We start from the raw sequence: 19,862 nt of genomic DNA on the forward strand, positions 1-19,862 counted from the left end.
ACGGACTCCGCCAGGACGACGCGATGAACCGAGTGTTGTACCCAGGTACCTTCGACCCGATTACCAAAGGCCATGGCGATCTGGTCGAACGCGCCTCGCGCTTGTTCGACCATGTGATCATCGCGGTCGCTGCCAGCCCCAAGAAAAACCCGCTGTTTCCCCTGGAACAGCGCGTGGAGCTGGCGCGCGAGGTCACCAAGCACCTGCCCAACGTCGAAGTGGTGGGTTTCTCGACGCTGCTGGCACATTTCGCCAAAGAGCAGAACGCCAATGTGTTCCTGCGCGGCCTGCGCGCGGTATCGGACTTCGAATACGAATTCCAGTTGGCCAACATGAACCGCCAACTGGCGCCGGACGTGGAAAGCCTGTTCCTCACGCCGTCGGAGCGTTATTCGTTCATTTCCTCGACGTTGGTCCGTGAAATCGCGGCCCTGGGCGGGGATATCACCAAGTTCGTGCATCCGGCCGTGGCTGATGCGCTGACCCTGCGCTTCAAGAAGTAAGACCGCTCACTCGGCGCCCGCTCGCACTGCGGGCGCCAATGCGGCACAATTGCGCGCATTAGTTTTCCAGATGCCTTGGCTGACTGCCCTGGCAGGAGTTTCCATGTCCTTGATCATCACCGACGATTGCATCAACTGCGACGTCTGCGAACCCGAGTGCCCGAACGCCGCGATTTCCCAAGGCGAAGAGATCTACGTGATCGACCCCAACCTCTGCACCCAGTGCGTCGGCCACTACGACGAACCGCAGTGCCAGCAGGTGTGCCCGGTGGATTGCATTCCACTGGATGAAGCCCATCCGGAGACTGAAGCGCAGTTGATGGAGAAATACCGGAAGATTACCGGTAAGGCTTGAGCCTGGTGGCGTCTGTGAGGGCCTCATCGGGGGCAAGCCCCCTCCCACACGTTGATGTGTGAATACATTCAAATGTGGGAGGGGGCTTGCCCCCGATGGCGATATCCGCCATCACACAGCAATCAGCTCTGACACTTAGGGCAAAACACACTCGCCCGCTGCCCCAGCACCACATTGCGCAACTCGCTCCCGCAGACCTTGCACGCCTCGCCGCCCCGGCCGTAGACGAACAGTTCCTGCTGGAAATACCCCGGCTGCCCATCGCCACCGATAAAGTCGCGCAAGGTGGTGCCGCCGCGCTCGATGGCGGCCGCCAGAATGCGCTTGATCTCGATCGCCAGCTTCAGATAGCGCCCGCGTGAAATGCCACCGGCCTCGCGGCGCGGATCGATCCCCGCCGCGAACAGCGCTTCGGTCGCGTAGATATTGCCCACGCCCACCACCACCGCGTTGTCCATGATGAACGGTTTGACCGCCATCGAACGCCCACGGGACAGTTTGAACAGGCGCTCGCCATCGAACAGGTCGGTCAACGGCTCCGGCCCCAGGCGGATCAGCAGTTCGTGGTTATGCGGGTCCTGGCTCCAGAGCATCGCGCCAAAACGCCGAGGGTCGGTGTAGCGCAGGGCCAGGCCCGACTCCAGCTCGATGTCCACATGCTCATGCTTGGCCGCCGGCAGGCCGACTTCCACCAGGCGCAGGTTGCCCGACATGCCCAGGTGGCTGATCAGGGTGCCCACTTCGGCGTTGATCAACAGGTACTTGGCCCGCCGTTCCACCAGCACGATGCGCTGCCCGGACAGGCGTACATCGAGGTCTTCCGGGATCGGCCAGCGCAGGCGCCGCTCGCGCACCACGACGCGGCTGACCCGCTGGCCTTCCAGGTGCGGCGCAATCCCGCGCCGAGTGGTTTCGACTTCTGGTAACTCGGGCATGTGTGCCTCGTGAGGTAAAGGTCAGTGCGCGCCCAGTTCGCGGATCGACAACTTCATGCTTTCGAAGTCGTAGTCCGACAGGCCCACGTAGTCCAGCACCAGATGGCCAATCGCGTCCCACTCATAGTCGACCGGCTGGTTGCCCAACACCCGGTACGACGAGCAGATGTGCTCGGCCATTTTCAGGATCGCCAGCAGGTTCTTGAGTTGCGGATTGCGCGGCGACTCATCGCTGAAGATCGCCAGGGCGTTGTGATGGTTGGCAATGGCGTCGGTCACATGCTCCGGCAGGCGCCAGGACTTGGCGGTGTAATAGCCGACCACCGCATGGTTGGTGTTGAACGCATTGTTTTCGGTGTCGACCACTCGGCAGTCGGCACCGGCATTGGCGTAGGACTCTTCGAGCACCGCCATGTAATTGGGGAAGCGCTTGAGCATCAGCGGTACGCCGCAATCGTGGAACAGCCCCAGGGCATAGGCTTCGTCCACCGCCTGGGCGCCGGTGCGCTTGGCCAGGGTGAGGCAGGTCATGGCCACGTCCTGGGCGGTGTCCCAGAAACGGTTGAGGGTGACGATGGTGTCGTCGCTCATCTCGCCCTTGATCGACAGGGCGTTGATCAGGTTGATGATCGAACGGCTGCCCAGCAGGTTAACGGCGCGCTGGATCGAGGCGATCTTGTTGCTCAGGCCGTAATACGATGAGTTGACGATCTTCAGCAGCGCGCCGGACAGGCCCGGGTCCTGGGAAATCAACCGCGCGATCACTTCCAGGTCCGGGTCGGGCATGTACTGTTCCATCTGCAAATCCACCATGATTTGCGGCTGAGGCGGCACACTGATGCCTTGCAGGGCCTGCTGGATCTGTTCGGCGGAAAGCTCTTGGGACATAAGTACACACTCTGGGCGAGAGGGGGATTCTAACCCCGATGGGAAGCTGACCGACACCTCAAAAAACCAAATGGCACTCCTATCAAATGGACGCCACAGCACGCGCGCCCCCTGCAACCCATCAGGCCAAGCCACGAAATGTAATGCAACACGGTATACTCCCGCTCTTTTTTCCGGAGCGACGTCATGTCCCTGCCAAGCCTGCGTCTCAAAGCCAACGCCGATCGTCGTTTGCGCAACGGCCACCTGTGGGTCTACAGCAACGAAATCGACGTGGCCGCCACCCCACTTCACGGCTTCCAGGCGGGCGACCAGGCCATCCTCGAAGCGGCCGGCGGCAAGACCCTGGGCATCGTGGCCATGAGCCCGAACAACCTGATCTGCGCGCGCCTGCTGTCGCGTGACATCAAGTTGCCTTTGGACAAGTCGCTGCTGGTACACCGCCTGAACGTCGCCCTGTCCCTGCGCGACCGCCTGTTCGACAAGCCGTTCTACCGCCTGGTCTACGGCGATTCCGACCTGCTGCCGGGCCTGGTGGTCGACCGTTTCGGCGACATCCTGGTGGTGCAGATCGCCTCGGCGACCATGGAAGCGCATAAAGAAGACGTGATCGCCGCCCTGACCCAAGTGCTCAAGCCGAGCGGCATCCTGTTCAAGAACGACTCCGCCGCGCGCGACGCCGAAGGCCTCAACCGTTACGTCGAAACCGTGTTCGGCCTGGTGCCGGAGTGGGTCGCGCTGGAAGAAAACGGCGTGAAATTCGAAGCCCCGGTGATCCAGGGCCAGAAAACCGGCTGGTTCTATGACCACCGCATGAACCGCGCACGCCTGGCCCCGTATGCCAAAGGCAAGCGCGTCCTCGACCTGTACAGCTACATCGGCGGCTGGGGCGTGCAAGCCGCGGCCTTCGGCGCCACTGAAGTGTTCTGCGTCGACGCCTCGGCCTTCGCCCTCGACGGTGTAGAGCGCAACGCCGCGCTGAACGGCGTCGCCGAGAAAATGACCTGCATCGAAGGCGACGTCTTCGAAGCCCTCAAAGAGCTGAAAGCCAGCGAAGAACGCTTCGACGTGATCGTCGCCGACCCACCGGCCTTCATCAAACGCAAAAAAGACATGAAAAACGGCGAAGGCGCCTACCGCCGCCTCAACGAGCAAGCCATGCGCCTGCTCAGCAAGGACGGCATCCTGGTCAGCGCCTCGTGCTCGATGCACCTGCCGGAAGACGACCTGCAGAACATCCTGCTGACCAGCGCCCGCCACCTGGACCGTAACATCCAGATGCTCGAACGCGGCGGCCAGGGCCCGGATCACCCGGTGCACCCGGCGATTGCCGAGACGCGCTACATCAAGAGCATCACCTGCCGGTTGCTGCCAAATAGCTAAAGACCAAAACCGTCCCCCTGTAGGAGCGAGCTCGCTCGCGAAAAACGCATAGACGACGCGGGCTACCTGATAGCGCTGCGTTATCGTTGACGTGCTTCGCGAGTAAGCTCGCTCCTACAGGGGCGGCGTACACCAATATGGGACGCTTCGCACAATAGATTTGATTGAATTCCATTTTTCGCAGACTAGTATCGGTTTCTGGTTTTACTCCGGAAATGACCACTCATGTCTGAGCCCTTCTGCTCTCCCGCCCTCAGTGGCGAGGTAAAACGCCAACAACTTTCCCGCTTCATCCTGATCACCTGCATTGCCCTGATCAGCTTCTTCCCGATCAATATTCTCCTGCCGTCGTTCCCCGCCCTGGCCGCCCAATTCGACACTCCGACGGCCGACGTCGCGCTCTCGATCAGCCTGTTCACACTGGTCTTCTCCATCTCCCAACTGATCGCCGGCCCGTTGTCGGACAAATGGGGGCGCAAGGAAGTGCTGCTCGGCTGCATCACGCTGTCGATTCTTGGCGCAATAGGCTGTGCACTGGCGTCGGACTACCTGACCTTCCTGCTGTTTCGCACGGTGCAGGCCATGGGCTGCGGCTTCTTCGTCCTGGGTCACGCCCTGGTGGAAGACCTGTTCGACGCACAGGACCGGGCCCGGGTGCGCCTGTACTACATGACCCTGAGCGGTTCGTTTGTCGCGTTATCCCCGCTGATAGGCTCCTGGCTGCAAACCACATTCGACTGGCAAGGCAGCTTCTATGGATTCGCGGCGATGGCGCTGGGCATGTTGATCCATGCGTTCTGCATCCTGCCGTCCAAATCCGCCAGCCCCCATCGCGCGCCAGTATCCATCATCGCCACGCTGAAAGCCGTCGCCGGCAATCGCGATTTCCTGCGCTACTGGTGGATCGCCGCGCAGGTGTTCGCCTGCTACTTCGCCTTGATCAGCGTGACGCCGCTGATTTTCATGGACGCGCTGAAGCTTTCCAAATATCAGTACGCGCTGGTGATGATGGTGTACGGCGCGGCTTATCTCCTCGGCGGGGTGGCAGCCTCGTACCTGCAAAAACGTATCGCGCTGTCCCGGCAAATCAATATCGGTCTTGGGTTGTTGCTGGTCGCGGGTGTGCTGCTGGCGCTGATTATCATCTTTGAAGCCATTACCACAGTGACCCTGCTCATCCCGATGCTGATCAGCGCACTGGCGGTCACCCTGGTTCGTCCCGCCGCAATTTCGGCGGCGATGCTGTTGTTTTCAAGCAGCGCGGGCACAGCAGCGTCAGCAGGAAATAGCATCATGTTCTTCACCGCCGCCGTCAGCAGCGCAGCGCTTGCGCAAACCGGCAGTCATTTGCTGATCACGATTGCCGTGAGCTTTATCATTTTCAGCCTGTGGAGTTGGCTGACCAATGCGCGAATCGGACACTGACACTTTCCCCCTGTAGGAGCGAGCTTGCTCGCGAAGAACGCATAGACGACGCGGGCTACCTGATAGCGCTGCGTTATCGTTGACGTTCTTCGCGAGCAAGCTCGCTCCTACAAGGGGGAAGAGGTCACAACCAGATGGCGTCCCATAGCGGGTACTGGCCGATATGCTTGACCAGCCCTGCACGCAAGGGATTGGCCACGATATAGCGGGCCATTGCTTTCAAATCTTCCTCCCGACGCAGTGCGCGGTCGAAGTAACCTTTTTGCCATAGGGTCCCGAACGAACACCTGGCCTGGTTGATGGCACGGGCACTTCGCGACTTGGTGATTCGCATCAGCCTTGGCAAGTCACCGTTATGCAACTCGACCAGCCAATGGAAATGGTCAGGCATGACCACCCAGGCCAGCGAAGTCGCCTCACCCTCGTCCTGAGCCTGCCTGAACTCACTGACAAGCAGGCGGCCGATGCGCCAGTCCTGAAAGACCGATTGTCGTTGATGGGTAACCGCAGTGATCAGGTAAATACGGCCCGACTCCGAACAGCGCCCGATGCGCAGCCGATGTGCACGTTGCTGGGTGGACATTCCTTCGTCCTCTTCTGTGAGTGAAAGAGAAACGGTAGGCGCAGCGACGTCAACCGGCCTCTAAACAGTGGTTCTGAATATGTCCCTCCCCTGTAGGAGCGAGCTTGCTCGCGAAAAGCGTCAACGATAACGCCGTACTATCAGGAGGCCCGTGTCGCCTGTTCGTTTTTCGCGAGCAAGCTCGCTCCTACATCAGATTGGTTGATCCGGGCGTGCGTCGCCACGGCGCTTTTCGCCATTCCCTCCAGCCGCCAGCGGTGTAGAATCGGCCTATTCATCGCCAGTCATCCCCCGGCGGGTTTATGAGCTCGAGGCCAAAACGCACGGCGATCCCGTAACGTTTGCGGCAACGTCCGGACACCACGGCCATTTTTCGGGTGTTCCAGACGTCCATAGAAGCTCACTCCCCTTAGCACCTGATTAGTTTTGATTAGCCGCCCGGAGGGCTCCAATGCCAGATTACCGCTCGAAAACATCCACCCACGGCCGCAACATGGCCGGCGCCCGCGCACTGTGGCGTGCCACGGGGATGAAAGATGACGACTTCAAGAAGCCGATCATCGCGATTGCCAACTCGTTCACACAGTTCGTCCCCGGCCACGTCCACCTCAAGGACCTGGGCCAACTGGTCGCCCGCGAGATCGAACGCGCCGGCGGTGTCGCCAAAGAATTCAACACCATCGCCGTGGACGACGGCATCGCCATGGGCCATGACGGCATGCTGTATTCCCTGCCGAGCCGCGAGATCATCGCCGACTCCGTGGAGTACATGGTCAACGCCCACTGCGCCGACGCCATCGTCTGCATCTCCAACTGCGACAAGATCACCCCTGGCATGCTGATGGCCGCCCTGCGCCTGAACGTCCCGGTGATCTTCGTCTCCGGCGGCCCGATGGAAGCCGGCAAGACCAAACTCGCCTCCCACGGCCTCGACCTGGTCGATGCCATGGTCATCGCCGCCGATTCCAGCGCGTCTGACGAGAAGGTCGCGGAATACGAGCGCAGCGCCTGCCCGACCTGCGGTTCATGCTCCGGCATGTTCACCGCCAACTCGATGAACTGCCTGGTCGAAGCCCTGGGCCTGGCCTTGCCGGGCAACGGTTCGACACTGGCCACCCACAGCGACCGCGAGCAACTGTTCCTGCAGGCCGGCCGCACCATCGTCGAGCTGTGCAAACGCTACTACGGCGAGAACGATGAGTCGGTGTTGCCGCGCAACATCGCCAACTTCAAGGCGTTCGAAAACGCCATGACCCTGGACATCGCCATGGGCGGTTCCACCAACACCATCCTGCACTTGCTGGCCGCAGCCCAGGAAGCCGAGATCGATTTCGACCTGCGCGACATCGACCGCCTGTCCCGTCATGTGCCGCAACTGTGCAAAGTCGCGCCGAACATCCAGAAGTACCACATGGAAGACGTACACCGCGCCGGCGGGATCTTCTCGATCCTCGGTTCCCTGGCCCGTGGCGGCCTGCTGCACACCGACCTGCCGACCGTGCACAGCAAGTCCCTCGCCGAAGGCATCGCCAAGTGGGACATCACCCAGACTGACGACGAAGCCGTACACACCTTCTTCAAGGCCGGCCCGGCGGGCATCCCGACCCAGACCGCGTTCAGCCAGTCGACCCGCTGGGACACCCTCGACGCCGACCGTGAAAACGGCTGCATCCGCAGCGTCGAGCACGCCTATTCGAAAGAAGGCGGCCTGGCCGTGCTGTACGGCAACATCGCCCTCGACGGCTGCGTGGTGAAAACCGCCGGTGTGGATGAGTCGATCCACGTCTTCGAAGGTCGCGCCAAGATCTACGAAAGCCAGGACAGCTCGGTACGCGGCATCCTCGCCGACGAAGTCAAAGAAGGCGACATCGTGATCATCCGCTACGAAGGCCCGAAAGGCGGCCCGGGTATGCAGGAGATGCTCTACCCAACGTCGTACCTGAAATCCAAAGGCCTGGGCAAAGCCTGCGCGCTGCTGACCGACGGCCGTTTCTCCGGCGGCACCTCGGGCCTGTCCATCGGCCATGCTTCGCCTGAAGCCGCTGCCGGCGGCGCGATTGGCCTGGTACAGGACGGCGACAAGGTACTGATCGACATTCCGAACCGCTCGATCAACCTGTTGATCAGCGACGAAGAACTGGCCGCGCGCCGGGTCGAGCAGGACAAGAAGGGCTGGAAGCCGGTGGAGAAGCGTCCACGCAAGGTGACTACTGCGTTGAAGGCTTATGCGTTGCTGGCGACCAGTGCCGACAAAGGCGCCGTGCGTAACAAGGCAATGCTCGACGGGCTGTAAGGCCCGCCCATGAAAATGCCCCGCCAGGTGCGGGGCATTTTTTTGCCTGGAGCAATTCTCCAAAACACTGGAGATCAACATGTGGGAGGGGCGGTGCGACGATTCGCCCCTCCCACATTTTTTGACCGTGTTCAGCCTGTTACTGGATCTCATCCGGCTTGACGATCACCCAGTTCTTGTCCGCCGTCACCGGCAAGCCTTCCTTGGCCTGGGCGGCCGCGTGCTTGGCCATCATGCCGTTGAGCTGGGTCATGTACTTGTCTTTGCGGTTGACCCACAGGTGAATGCCGCCCTTGGCCACGTCCACATCGTGGAACAGCATGTAGCCGTCGCTGGTCGGGGTATCGCCGCCGACGATCACCGGTTTTTTCCATTCGTCGATGTAGGTCAGGATCGCGGCGTGCTTGCCGGCCATCCAGGTCGCCGGGGTCCACAGGTAGGGGGTCAATTCCAGACCGAGGTTGGCTTTTTCGTCGTATTTGCCGGCAGTGATCTGCTTGCGTGCGGTGGTCAGTTCGCCGGTCTTGCGGTCCTTGAGCAGGGTGCTCACGCCGATGACGTTCTGCGGTTTGACGTTGTAGCCGTACTTCGGATCGGCAGCGACCATGCGTACCAGCTCTTCCGACGCGGCGGTCATCACATACACCTCGATGCCGTTTTCCATCAGTTTGTTGTACAGCTCAGCCTGACCGGTGAAGACTTTCGGCGGCTGGACTTCGGAGTTCTTCACCGCGTCGCCTTCGAAATAGCTGACCGGCACTGGCTTGCCGGAGGCCATCAACTCATCGACCTGGACCTTGAGCTCCTTGAGGGTAAAACCTGCAAACACCTGGGCCACCCACGGGTAGCAGACCATGTCGTCCACTTCGCAGAGGCGATAGTAGTAACTGAACAGACTTTCCTTATGCTCGGCGGTGTCTTTGAAGGGCATAAGCTTGAGCGATGGGTCGAGGCTGTCGCGGGTGATCAGGCCCTTGTTTTCCATGTAGGGCAGCAGGGACTCTTCGAGGTCGTAGCGGTAGCTGGTGTTGTCCATGTCGAACACCGCGAAGTTACCCTTGTTGGCGTTGGCGGCGATCATTTCGTTCAGTTGCTTGGCGGCCGGGGCCGGCCAGTGTTTCAACTCGGTGGCGGCGAACGCCTGGCCGGCAAGTGCGAGGCAGAATGCGGCGGATACCAGTAGTTTCGGCGCGAGCTTCATAGGCGTTGTCTCCCTGAGTGAAAGACATCGACGCTAACAAATCCCTGTGACAGTTTTCGCCCGGTCGCGACCGCTTGCGTTCTGATTCCGCCATTGCCATGCGCCTGAGCGCCAACTACTTATTCCAAAAACGACAGACACCATTCCATATTGGTATTAAATCAATATATATCAAGCTGTTAGGCTTCCCGGTTCGCAATCGCAGGCTCACGCGATTGGCAACACTCTCAACGGAGCTTCAATGAATCTGCCCCTGATTCTCAACTTACTGGTGTTCGTGGCCCTGTTGCTGGGCCTGGCACAAACCCGTCGAACGAACTGGAGCCTCGCCAAGAAAGTCCTGTTCGCCCTGATACTCGGCGTGGCGTTCGGTACGGCCTTGCACGCCATTTACGGCGATGGCAACCCGGTCCTCAAAGCCTCTATCGGCTGGTTCGATCTGGTCGGTAACGGTTATGTGCAGTTGCTGCAAATGATCGTGATCCCGCTGGTGTTCGCTTCGATCCTCAGCGCCGTGGCACGTCTGCACAACGCCGCGTCCCTGGGCAAGATCAGCTTCCTGACCATCGGCACCCTACTGTTCACCACCGCGATTGCGGCGCTGATCGGCATCGGCCTGACCAACCTGTTCGGCCTCACCGCCGAAGGCCTGGTGGCCGGCACCCAGGAAATGGCGCGCCTGCAAGTGATCCAGAACGACTACGCGGGCAAGGTCGCCGACCTGAATATCCCGCAGTTGCTGTTGTCGTTCGTGCCAGCGAATCCGTTCGCCGACCTGGCCCGCGCCAAGCCGACCTCGATCATCAGCGTGGTGATCTTCGCCGCCTTCCTCGGCGTGGCCGCGCTGCAACTGCTCAAGGATGATGTGGAAAAGGGCCAGAAAGTGCTCAACGCCATCGACACCCTGCAAGCCTGGGTGATGCGCCTGGTGCGCCTGGTGATGAAGCTCACGCCCTACGGCGTATTGGCGCTGATGACCAAGGTGGTCGCCGGCTCCAACCTGCAAGACATCATCAAGCTCGGCAGTTTTGTCGTGGTCTCGTACCTGGCGCTGGGGCTGATGTTCGTGGTGCATGGCCTGCTGCTGTCGCTGGCCGGGATCAACCCGCTGCGCTTCTTGCGCAAGGTCTGGCCGGTGCTGACGTTCGCCTTCACCAGCCGCTCCAGCGCGGCGGCGATCCCGCTGAGTATCGAAGCGCAGACCCGCCGCCTGGGCATCCCGCACGCCATCGCCGGTTTCGCCGCCTCGTTCGGCGCGACCATCGGCCAGAACGGTTGCGCCGGTCTCTACCCGGCAATGCTGGCGGTGATGGTCGCGCCGACGGTCGGCATCAACCCGTTGGACCCGCTGTGGATCGCGACCCTGGTGGCGATTGTGACCTTGAGTTCGGCGGGCGTTGCCGGCGTGGGCGGCGGGGCGACGTTTGCCGCGCTGATCGTACTGCCGGCGATGGGCTTGCCGGTGTCACTGGTGGCGCTGCTGATTTCCGTGGAGCCGCTGATCGACATGGGCCGTACCGCGTTGAACGTGAACGGTTCGATGACAGCCGGGGCGATTACCAGCCAGATCATGCAGCAGACCGATAAAGAACGGCTGAATGCGGATGAGCATGCGGAGTTGGCGCAGGCCTGATAGACCGCTATCGGGGGCAAGTCGAATCGTCGCACCGCCCCTCCCACACTTGATCGCATTCACTCGGTCAAATGTGGGAGGGGGCTTGCCCCCGATGCTTTTAGGCTTTTTCCCAGACTTCGAAGTTGTAAGCCGGCTTGTCACCTTCGGCTGGGTTCTGCAGATTGGAAACCAACTTCCACTGGTTCTCATCAAACGCCGGAAACCACGCATCCCCTTCCGGGCTCAGCGCCACCCGCGTCAGGTACAGGCGATCGGCCTGTTCCAGCCCCTGCGCATAAAGCTGCGCGCCGCCGATCAACATCAGCTCATCCACGCCCTGCTCCAGGGCCCACGCTTGCGCACGCGCCACCGCCGCTTCAAGCGACGGAAAAACTTCCGCACCTTCCAGCGCCAGGTCGGTCTGACGACTGACCACAATGTTCAAGCGCCCCGGCAGCGGTCGGCCCAGGGAATCCCAGGTCTTGCGCCCCATGATGATCGGCTTGCCCAGGGTGGTGGCCTTGAAATATTTGAAATCCCCCGGCAAATGCCAGGGCATGCTGTTGTCGACGCCGATCACACGGTTTTCACCGAGGGCTGCGATCAGGCTTAGAGGGAGAGTTTTTTTCATGGCGACGAGAATACCAGAGCCACGCGAAGCGTACCCCAACCGGCTGCACAGCGGTTATGCTCCAGGCTCACTGACACAACAGGACGGCGCGTGACTGCACTGACCCCCCTGCAAACACTCTGGCTGACGGAAACCGTGCGCCTGCGCGAAGAACACGCCGGCCCGCTGGAAGATCAGCAAGCCAATCGCCTGGCCCGCACGGCCGGCGGCGACCTGCCGACGCGCATTCAACAGCGCGCCCTGCACCTGGCCGAGCGCGATGGGCTGACAACCGCCCTCATCCGCTGGCTGCAAGGTGCGCGTTTGGCCCTGATACTGCTGGCGATAGTCGCGGTGATCAGTGGTGCAGGCCTGGCCTTTGCTGCGCTGGGTAACGGCTTGACCCCGGTGAATGTGTTCTGGGCCCTGGGCAGCCTGCTCGGCTTGAACCTGATCCTGCTGATCAGTTGGGCATTGGGCCTGCTGTTTGCCGGAGAACACAGCGCCAGCCTCGGCCGGCTGTGGTTGTGGCTCAGCGAAAAACTCGCGCGTGACGCCAAAGCCGCGCAACTGGCGCCGGCGTTGCTGCTGCTATTGCAGCGCCAGAAGCTCAATCGCTGGGCCGTCGGGGTGCTGGTCAACAGCCTGTGGTTACTCGCGTTGCTCAGCGCGCTGGCGATCCTGCTGACGCTGCTCGCCACCCGGCGCTACGGTTTTGTGTGGGAAACCACCATCCTCGGCGCCGACACCTTCGTCGCCGTGACCCAAGCCCTCGGCGCCCTGCCCGCCCTGCTTGGTTTCAACGTCCCCACGGTGGAGATGATCCGCGCCAGCGGCGATTCCGCCCTGAACATCGACAGCGCACGCCAGGCCTGGGCTGCCTGGCTGGTGGGCGTGCTGCTGATCTACGGCCTGTTGCCGCGGTTGACCCTCGCCCTGCTGTGCCTGTGGCGCTGGAAACGCGGACGCGCCGCCCTGCGCCTGGACCTCAACCTGCCCGGCTACAGCCAACTGCGCGAACGCCTGATGCCAAGCAGCGAACGGCTTGGGGTCAACGATGCGGCACCGGAGCAGTTGCACGCCGTCAGCGGCGGCGTCAGCGAACTGCACAGTGACGGCGCGCTGGTGGTCGCCATCGAACTCGACGACCAGCACCCGTGGCCGCCGAAGCTGCCGGGCAACGTGCAGAACGCCGGCATCCTCGACAGCCGCGAATCACGCCACAAACTGCTGGAACAACTGACCCGCTTCCCGCCCGCGCGCCTGGCCATCGCCTGCGACCCGCGCCGCTCGCCCGACCGGGGCAGCCTGGCGCTGATCGCCGAACTGGCGCGCAGCGCCAGCGCCACCCGCGTGTGGCTGCTGCAAGCGCCACCCGGCCAGGCGCTGGACGCCGAGCGCCTGGGCGATTGGCACGCGGCGCTGCAACAACTGGAGCTGCCCTTCGCCGATTGCGCGCCGTTGAACTGGCTGGAGAGCGGCCATGACTAAACCCCTGAAACTCGCCGTGGTCGGCCACACCAATGTCGGCAAGACCTCGCTGCTGCGTACCCTGACCCGCGATGTCGGTTTCGGCGAAGTCTCCCATCGCCCCAGCACCACGCGGCATGTCGAAGGCGCGCGCTTGTCGGTCGAGGGCGAAGCCCTGCTGGAACTCTACGACACCCCCGGCCTGGAAGACGCCATCGCCCTGCTCGACTATCTGGAACGCCTCGATCGCCCCGGCGAACGCCTCGACGGCCCGGCACGCCTGGCGCGTTTCCTGGAAGGCAGCGAAGCCCGTCAGCGTTTCGAACAGGAAGCCAAGGTGCTGCGCCAACTGCTGGCCTCCGACGCCGGCCTGTATGTGATCGACGCCCGCGAGCCGGTGCTGGCCAAGTACCGCGACGAACTGCAAGTGCTGGCCAGTTGCGGCAAACCGTTATTGCCCGTGCTCAACTTCGTCAGCAGCAACGATCATCGCGAACCGGACTGGCGCGAAGCCCTGGCCCGCCTCGGCCTGCACGCACTGGTGCGGTTCGACAGCGTCGCGCCGCCGGAAGACGGCGAACGCCGCCTGTATGAAAGCCTCGCCCTGCTACTGGAAAACGCCCGGCCCCAACTGGAACGGCTGATCCTCGACCAGCACGCCCAACGCCAGGCCCGCCAGCAAAGTGCCGCGCGGCTGATCGCCGAACTGCTGATCGACTGCGCCGCGTGCCGGCGCAGCGTGGTCACTGAAGAGGAACCGCAAGCCATCGGCGATTTGCGCAAGGCCGTGCGCCAGCGCGAGCAGCGTTGCGTGGAAGCCTTGCTCAAGCTGTTCGGCTTCCGCCCGCAGGACGCCGCCGCCAGCGACTTGCCGCTGCTCGACGGGCGCTGGGGCGATGACCTGTTCAACCCGGAAACCCTCAAGCAACTCGGCGTGCGCGTCGGCGGCGGGATTGCCGCCGGCGCGGCCGCCGGTGCCGGGGTCGACCTGCTGGTGGGTGGGTTGACCCTTGGCGCCGCCGCGCTGGCGGGCGCCATTGCCGGTGGCGCGCTGCAAACCGCGCGCAGCTATGGCGGGCGCCTGCTGGGCAAAATCAAGGGCCAGCGCGAGCTGACCGTCGACGACAGCGTGCTTCGCCTGCTGGCCCTGCGCCAACGCCAATTGCTCAAGGCCCTGAACCTGCGCGGTCATGCGGCGATGCACAGCATCAAGGTCGACACGCCGCAGGACAAGACCTGGCGCGAAGGCAAACTGCCCGATGCCCTGCACAAGGCCCGCGCCCACCCGCAGTGGTCGTCCCTCAACCCCCACGCCAAATTGAGCCAGGCCGAGCGCCAGGAGCAGGTCGAAGCCCTGGCCGCCCGGCTCGATGAAGCCTGACCCCGCTTATTGACGCGCGTACCACTCAAAGCCCAGAAAGGTCGTACACAACGTGCGGATCAGCTCTTTATCGGCCTTGTCCGCAATACCGTCGCGGTCGATGTCACTGTTGGTAAACGATTCCAGCACCCCGTCGCCATCGCCGTCATAGGCGGCGGCCTTGTAGATCAGCGAGCCCTTGCACTGCGGCGCCGTGCGCTCTTGGAATTCCAGCTTGACCGCGTTGGGTGTGCCGGCCTTGGCGTAATGATCGACGTACAGCGTCAACGTGCGCTGCCAGTGGCTGCGCCGATTGAACCAGTTCAACTTCAAAAAGCAGTCGGCGAAGGTGTCCACCCGCTGTTTTTCCAGCCGACAAGGGCGGGTGACCGGGTTCAGATCGTCCGCCCATTGCAGGTCGACCCGGCCGTCCGCGCTCATGTCCACGGCGAAGATCTCGTGGATCAGTTCATCGGGACAGCCAGCCTGCTGCTCATAGAAGTGCAGGATGACTGTGTCCGCCCGACCGTTGCCGCTCATGTCCTGGGCCGTCACTTTTAAGTAGCGCATCAGCGTTGCTCCTTGGATTGAAGAAGCAAGCCACCTTAGTGATCCGACCTCAGGGGCTCTAGGCGGCGCATCTGCGTTTGGCGTAAGGCCAATCTACGCAACCAGTAGCCGCGCGGCCTTGGCCTTGAGTACCTGCAGATCGAGCACCGGCACCTGCGCTTGCTTGGCCTGTTCGTCCCAGTGGCGCAGACGCAGGCTGATGGCGTAGAGCGGGTCTTGCTCGAACGCCCGCGCTTCGTCAGGCGTCATTGCCCCGCCTTGATACGCCAGCGTGCGGCGGCTGGCTTCGCTCAACCGGGCGTAGTAGTCCGGCTGGCTGAAGGTCAGGTAGCGCTTGGCCTCGACGTGATATTCCACCAGCCGCGCCAGGCGCTCGCTGAAACCGACGCGGCGCAGGTAATCGGCGCCCAGCCGCTCATGGCTGACCACGCCATAGCCGCCCATGTTCGCGCCGCCCTGACCGCAGAGATGGCCGATATCGTGGAAAAACGCGGCCAGCACCACTTCATCGTCGAAGCCTTCGGCCATGGCCCACTGCGCGGCCTGGGACATGTGTTCGAGCTGCGACACCGCCTCGCCGATGTAATCCGCCGTGCCGTGTTGCTCGTACAGGCCGAAAACCTCGGCAATCACCTGCTGCGGATTCATCATGCCGCCCCCCACAGTGCGCTGATATTGCGCTCGCCCAACGCCGGCCCCACGCTCATGCCCACGCCGGTATGCATCAACGCGGCGCTGACGCCGGGCGCCACGCGCAGGAACGAGAACGGCACCCGCCCGCGTGCGCCGTAGACGCCCTGCCAACGCTCGACCACCTGGACCTTGCAACCCAGGGTCTGCTCGGCCAGTTCGAGCATCCAGTCATCGACCTGCTCGGCGTTGAACGGCGACGCATCGCGGCCGTAGTCGTGGGAGTCGCCGATGATCAGTTCGCCATGGGGCGTCGGGCTGATCAGCAAGTGAATCCCGTGCTCATGCAGGTACGGCGCCTCGCGCAGGATCTGCGCCTGCACCGCCGCCGCTTCCGGCAGGTCGGCAAACGCGCCGTAATGCACGCAACTGAGGCCGGTGAGCAAGGCGTGTTGCAGGTTCAGGTTGACCGCCGGCCGCGCGCGCAGCATTTGCAGACGGCAGATATGCGGGTCGAGTTCGGCAATCGCTTCGGCCAGCAGGGTTTGGTAGTCGTGGCCCGAGCAGACCACGATCTGCGCGCCACGAAAACTGCCCGCCGTGCTGTGCAACTGGCCGGGCTCGACGTCGCGCACCAGGGTCGAAAAGTGAAACTCCACCTGCAGTTCCTCGCGCAGGTAATCGATCAGCGCCGGGATCGCCTCGCGCGAATACAGCTGCTGATCGTCCTTGCCGTGCAACGCTGCGCGGTGATGACGGAATTGGCCGCCGTACAGATCCCGCAACGCCGCGCCCTGCAGCAGTTCGACGTTATAGCCATACGCCTGGGCGCGGCCGGCGCAGAAGGCTTCCAGCAGGTGTTCTTCGGCTTCGCTGCGGGCGAACAGATACGAGCCGTTGCGCTTGAGCTGCAAGCCGGCCAGCCGCGCCCATTCGCCCCAGATATCGCGGCTTTGCCGCGCCAGGTCGAGCATCGGGCCTGGCGGTTGGCCGGTGACCAGGGCCTGGCCGAAGTTGCGTACCGAGGCGCCCAACGGCGTGGCGCTGCGCTCGAACACCTTGACCTTGAGCCCGCGCTTGGCTGCCGCGTAGGCGTGGGACAGGCCGAGGATGCCGGCGCCGATGATCAGCAGGTCGCTGTGGTGTGTCATTTAGTGATGTCCTGTTTTCAAGACCGCTATCGGGGGCAAGCCCCCTCCCACACTTGACCGAGTTCCAACATGAGAATGCGGTCAACATGTGGGAGGGGGCTTGCCCCCGAAGAGGCCATCAGCCCAAACGGAGTATTTACTGACCCGCTACCTTCTCCGACTTGCCGTCATAGCGCTTACGCCATTCAGTCAGAATGCTGTCGCGGTTTTTCGAGGCCCAGGTGAAGTCGTTCTTGATCAGCCGCTGCTCGTAGTCCGCCGGCAATTCGGTCTGCGGCTTGGCGATGCCCGGCTGGGCGAGCACGGCGAAGTTGTCCTTGTACAGGTCCATCGCCGCGGTGCTGGCGGAGAAGTCGGCGAGTTTCTTCGCCGCGTCGGCGTGGGCGCTGCCTTTGATCACCGCCGTCGCTTCGATGTCCCAGCCCAGGCCTTCTTTCGGCAGGATGATGTCCAGCGGCGCGCCCTGGCGCTTCAGCTGCACGGCCGGGTATTCGAAGGAAATACCGATCGGGAATTCACCCGAAGCCGCCAGCTTGCACGGCTTGGAACCGGAGTGGACGTACTGGCCGATGTTCTGGTGCAGGTCGTCCATGTACTGCCAGCCCTGCTTCTCGCCGAAGGTCTGCAGCCAGGCGCTCACATCCAGGAAACCGGTGCCCGAGGACGCCGGGTTGGGCATCACGATCTTGCCCTTGTACTCAGGCTTGGTCAGGTCTTGCCAGCTCACCGGTTTGCTCAGGCCCTGCTTCTCGGCTTCGACGGTGTTGAAGCAGATCGTCGCGGCCCAGACGTCCATGCCGACCCACGCAGGCGGGTTGGCGGCGTCACGGTAGTGTTTGCCGATCTTGTCCAGGCCCTTGGGCGCGTAACTTTCGAGCATGCCTTGCTGGTCGAGGATCGCCAGGCTCGACGCGGCCAGGCCCCAGACCACATCGGCTTGCGGGCGGTCTTTTTCCGCGAGCAGCTTGGCGGTGATGATGCCGGTGGAGTCACGCACCCATTTGATTTCGATGTCGGGGTTGGCCTGCTCGAAGGCCTGTTTATAGGTCTTCAATTGCTCGGCTTCGAGGGCCGTGTACACGGTCAATTCAGTCTTGGCGAAGGCATTCAGGCTGAATGCAGTGAGTACGGCAGCGACCAACGCGAGGGGCTTGAACATGGCATACCTCCTTCAGGGTTATTGGCCCGGCGCGGTCTGGCGCCAGGCTTGGGAGCGGCGCAACGCGCCACGTGAGGCCCACGCCAGCAACAGCGAGACGCCGGCCGAAGTGAACAGGATCAAAGTGGACATGGCCGCCGCGCCGCCCACATTGCCGGCGTCGTCCATGTTCAACACGGCGACGGCGGCGAGGATGGTGTCGGGGCTGTAGAGGAAGATCGCCGCCGAGACAGTGGTCATCGCCGACACAAACAGGTAGCGCACGATGTCCAGCAGCGCCGGCAGGCAGATCGGCACGGTGACGCGCAGGTAGTGGCGGTACAGCGGCGCCTTGAGCGACAGCGCGGCGGCTTCGAACTCGGCATCGAGCTGGCGCAGCGCGGTGGTGGCGGTCATCTGCGCGGTGGTCAAATAATGAGCGATGGTACACACCACCAGCAGCGTCATGGTGCCGTAGAACACATGCAGCGGGTTGCCGCTGAGGTTGAAGAAGAAGACGTAGCCCAGGCCCAGCACCAGGCCCGGCACGGCCATCGGCACGAAGCTGAGCATGCGCAGCGCCAGGTTCAGGCCTTTCTGGCTCTGGGTCTTTTCCATCAGGTACGCGCCGGTGAAGATCAGCACGCTGCCGATCAACGCCGTACACAGCGCCAGGGTCAGGCTGTTGCGGTACGCCAGCCAGCCGCCGCCAGCTGTGTCTTCGAACTGGTAGTGGTTGAGCGACAGCGACAGGTTGTAGGGCCAGAACTTCACCAGCGACGAGTACACCGCCATGCCGAACACCAGCAGCAACACCGCGCAGATCAGCAGCACGATGGCCAGGTAACAGGCATCGCGCCGCCGCGACGGGGCCGGCTGGAACACCTGGGCACGGCCGCCCATAGCATCACCCTGGCGCCGACGCAGCCAGGTATCGACGCCAAAGCTGAACAGCGCCGGCAGCAGCAACACCATGCCGATCAACGCCCCGCGCCCGAACTGTTGCTGGCCGACCACGGCCTTGTAGGCTTCCAGCGCCAGCACCTGATAATCGCCGCCGACCACCACCGGTACGCCGAAGTCGGTGATGGTCAGGGTGAACACCAGGCAAAACGCGGCGAACACCGCCTGGCGCGTGGCAGGCCAAGTGATGCTGCGGAATGCCCGGGCCGGGCTGGCGCCCATGCTTGAGGCGGCATCGAACAAGCGCGCATCCGCCAGGGAAAGCGCCGACAACAGGATCATCAAGGCGTGTGGGAAGGTGTAGATCACCTCACCGAGGACAACGCCCCAGAAGCCGTAGATATTCTCCGACAACAAACCGCGCAGCAGGCCCTGGTTGCCGAACAGATAGACCAACGCGATCCCCGGCAGCATTGACGGCGCCATCAACGGCAGCAGCGACAGGCCGCGCCAAAGCGCCTTGGCCGGGATCAGTGTGCGTTGCAGCGCGTAGGCAAACAGATACGCCAGCGGTACGACAATGACCGCCACGCTGAGGGAGACTTTCAGGCTATTCCCAAGCAGCCAGTGGAAGTTGGCGCTGCTGACCAGTTCCCGCGCCGCCACCAGCCCGCCGCCCTGCCCGGCTTCGCTGCTGAAGCCGCGCCAGAAGATCGCCAGCAGCGGCAACAACACCGCGATACCCAGCAGGCACAGCCATAGCCATTTGCCGCCCAGCACGAAAAGGCGGTCGCCCAACTCGGCGCGGGACACCCGGCGTGCAATGGGCAGCGTCATCAGCGCACCCAT

The 19,862-nt window shown here is 62.8% G+C and carries 18 protein-coding genes; 8 read left to right on the top strand and 10 right to left on the bottom strand.

All coding sequences use genetic code 11. The features are described from left to right. Nucleotides 1-23: 23 nt before the first annotated feature. Nucleotides 24-503 carry a pantetheine-phosphate adenylyltransferase gene (gene coaD / locus PverR02_RS29800; RefSeq protein ID WP_003176711.1) on the top strand — a complete coding sequence of 160 codons (480 nt, stop codon included), beginning with the start codon at nt 24-26 and terminating at the stop codon, nt 501-503. A gap of 103 nt (nt 504-606) precedes the next feature. Next, the gene (locus PverR02_RS29805; RefSeq protein ID WP_010564414.1) at nt 607-858 is read left to right on the top strand and encodes a YfhL family 4Fe-4S dicluster ferredoxin; all 252 of its coding nucleotides are present in this window, start codon (nt 607-609) and stop codon (nt 856-858) included. A gap of 122 nt (nt 859-980) precedes the next feature. Here the strand turns inward: PverR02_RS29805 and mutM are convergent, their stop codons facing one another. Together mutM and PverR02_RS29815 are read right to left on the bottom strand one after the other, a co-directional pair. Beyond that, nucleotides 981-1,793 (bottom strand): bifunctional DNA-formamidopyrimidine glycosylase/DNA-(apurinic or apyrimidinic site) lyase, encoded by an 813-nt coding sequence (mutM, locus tag PverR02_RS29810; protein ID WP_017845033.1) that lies wholly within the window; start codon nt 1,791-1,793, stop codon nt 981-983. A 21-nt stretch (nt 1,794-1,814) separates the two neighbouring features. After that, nucleotides 1,815-2,627: an HDOD domain-containing protein gene (locus tag PverR02_RS29815; RefSeq protein WP_173677813.1), complete on the bottom strand. Its 813-nt coding sequence runs from the start codon at nt 2,625-2,627 to the stop codon at nt 1,815-1,817. Nucleotides 2,628-2,867: 240 nt separating this feature from the next. Between PverR02_RS29815 and PverR02_RS29820 the strand changes: the two genes are divergently transcribed. Next, on the top strand, nt 2,868-4,064 hold the full coding sequence (locus PverR02_RS29820) for a class I SAM-dependent rRNA methyltransferase (protein ID WP_057003961.1): 1,197 nt from the start codon (nt 2,868-2,870) through the stop codon (nt 4,062-4,064). 225 nt (nt 4,065-4,289) lie between these two features. After that, nucleotides 4,290-5,489, top strand: coding sequence for an MFS transporter (locus tag PverR02_RS29825; protein WP_079444878.1), 1,200 nt, complete (start codon nt 4,290-4,292; stop codon nt 5,487-5,489). 124 nt (nt 5,490-5,613) lie between these two features. Here PverR02_RS29825 and PverR02_RS29830 read toward each other — a convergent pair whose 3' ends face one another. Continuing rightward, nucleotides 5,614-6,072 carry an REP-associated tyrosine transposase gene (locus tag PverR02_RS29830; RefSeq protein WP_046381744.1) on the bottom strand — a complete coding sequence of 153 codons (459 nt, stop codon included), beginning with the start codon at nt 6,070-6,072 and terminating at the stop codon, nt 5,614-5,616. 451 nt (nt 6,073-6,523) lie between these two features. Between PverR02_RS29830 and ilvD the strand changes: the two genes are divergently transcribed. Next, nucleotides 6,524-8,365, top strand: a complete 1,842-nt coding sequence (gene ilvD / locus PverR02_RS29835; protein WP_057003962.1) for a dihydroxy-acid dehydratase — start codon at nt 6,524-6,526, stop codon at nt 8,363-8,365. A gap of 139 nt (nt 8,366-8,504) precedes the next feature. Here ilvD and PverR02_RS29840 read toward each other — a convergent pair whose 3' ends face one another. Then, a complete protein-coding gene (locus tag PverR02_RS29840) occupies nt 8,505-9,566 on the bottom strand; it encodes an HAD family hydrolase (protein WP_046381742.1) in 1,062 nt (353 codons plus the stop codon). Between the two features lie 241 nt (nt 9,567-9,807). Between PverR02_RS29840 and PverR02_RS29845 the strand changes: the two genes are divergently transcribed. Then, nucleotides 9,808-11,199 carry an L-cystine transporter gene (locus PverR02_RS29845; RefSeq protein WP_046487851.1) on the top strand — a complete coding sequence of 464 codons (1,392 nt, stop codon included), beginning with the start codon at nt 9,808-9,810 and terminating at the stop codon, nt 11,197-11,199. Between the two features lie 100 nt (nt 11,200-11,299). Here the strand turns inward: PverR02_RS29845 and PverR02_RS29850 are convergent, their stop codons facing one another. Continuing rightward, nucleotides 11,300-11,812 carry a dihydrofolate reductase gene (locus PverR02_RS29850; protein ID WP_046381740.1) on the bottom strand — a complete coding sequence of 171 codons (513 nt, stop codon included), beginning with the start codon at nt 11,810-11,812 and terminating at the stop codon, nt 11,300-11,302. 90 nt (nt 11,813-11,902) lie between these two features. Between PverR02_RS29850 and PverR02_RS29855 the strand changes: the two genes are divergently transcribed. Together PverR02_RS29855 and PverR02_RS29860 are read left to right on the top strand one after the other, a co-directional pair. After that, nucleotides 11,903-13,282 carry a DUF2868 domain-containing protein gene (locus PverR02_RS29855; RefSeq protein WP_079444879.1) on the top strand — a complete coding sequence of 460 codons (1,380 nt, stop codon included), beginning with the start codon at nt 11,903-11,905 and terminating at the stop codon, nt 13,280-13,282. Continuing rightward, entirely contained in the window at nt 13,275-14,642 is a 1,368-nt protein-coding gene (locus tag PverR02_RS29860; RefSeq protein WP_017845042.1) for a DUF3482 domain-containing protein, read from the top strand. The genes PverR02_RS29855 and PverR02_RS29860 overlap by 8 nt, the downstream gene beginning before the upstream one ends. 6 nt (nt 14,643-14,648) lie before the next feature. Here PverR02_RS29860 and PverR02_RS29865 read toward each other — a convergent pair whose 3' ends face one another. The 5 genes from PverR02_RS29865 to PverR02_RS29885 form a co-directional block, all read right to left on the bottom strand. After that, the gene (locus PverR02_RS29865) at nt 14,649-15,191 is read right to left on the bottom strand and encodes a hypothetical protein (RefSeq protein WP_046381737.1); all 543 of its coding nucleotides are present in this window, start codon (nt 15,189-15,191) and stop codon (nt 14,649-14,651) included. A 93-nt stretch (nt 15,192-15,284) separates the two neighbouring features. Further along, nucleotides 15,285-15,839: a phosphonate degradation HD-domain oxygenase gene (locus tag PverR02_RS29870; protein WP_026139794.1), complete on the bottom strand. Its 555-nt coding sequence runs from the start codon at nt 15,837-15,839 to the stop codon at nt 15,285-15,287. Next, nucleotides 15,839-16,972 (bottom strand): TIGR03364 family FAD-dependent oxidoreductase, encoded by a 1,134-nt coding sequence (locus tag PverR02_RS29875; RefSeq protein WP_017845045.1) that lies wholly within the window; start codon nt 16,970-16,972, stop codon nt 15,839-15,841. Before PverR02_RS29875 ends, PverR02_RS29870 begins: the two co-directional genes overlap by 1 nt. 136 nt (nt 16,973-17,108) lie before the next feature. Further along, nucleotides 17,109-18,131, bottom strand: coding sequence for a putative 2-aminoethylphosphonate ABC transporter substrate-binding protein (locus tag PverR02_RS29880; protein WP_017845046.1), 1,023 nt, complete (start codon nt 18,129-18,131; stop codon nt 17,109-17,111). Nucleotides 18,132-18,149: 18 nt separating this feature from the next. Next, nucleotides 18,150-19,862 carry a putative 2-aminoethylphosphonate ABC transporter permease subunit gene (locus tag PverR02_RS29885; RefSeq protein WP_079444880.1) on the bottom strand — a complete coding sequence of 571 codons (1,713 nt, stop codon included), beginning with the start codon at nt 19,860-19,862 and terminating at the stop codon, nt 18,150-18,152.

The organism is Pseudomonas veronii (assembly GCF_002028325.1).
GTDB classification, from domain to species: domain Bacteria; phylum Pseudomonadota; class Gammaproteobacteria; order Pseudomonadales; family Pseudomonadaceae; genus Aquipseudomonas; species Aquipseudomonas veronii.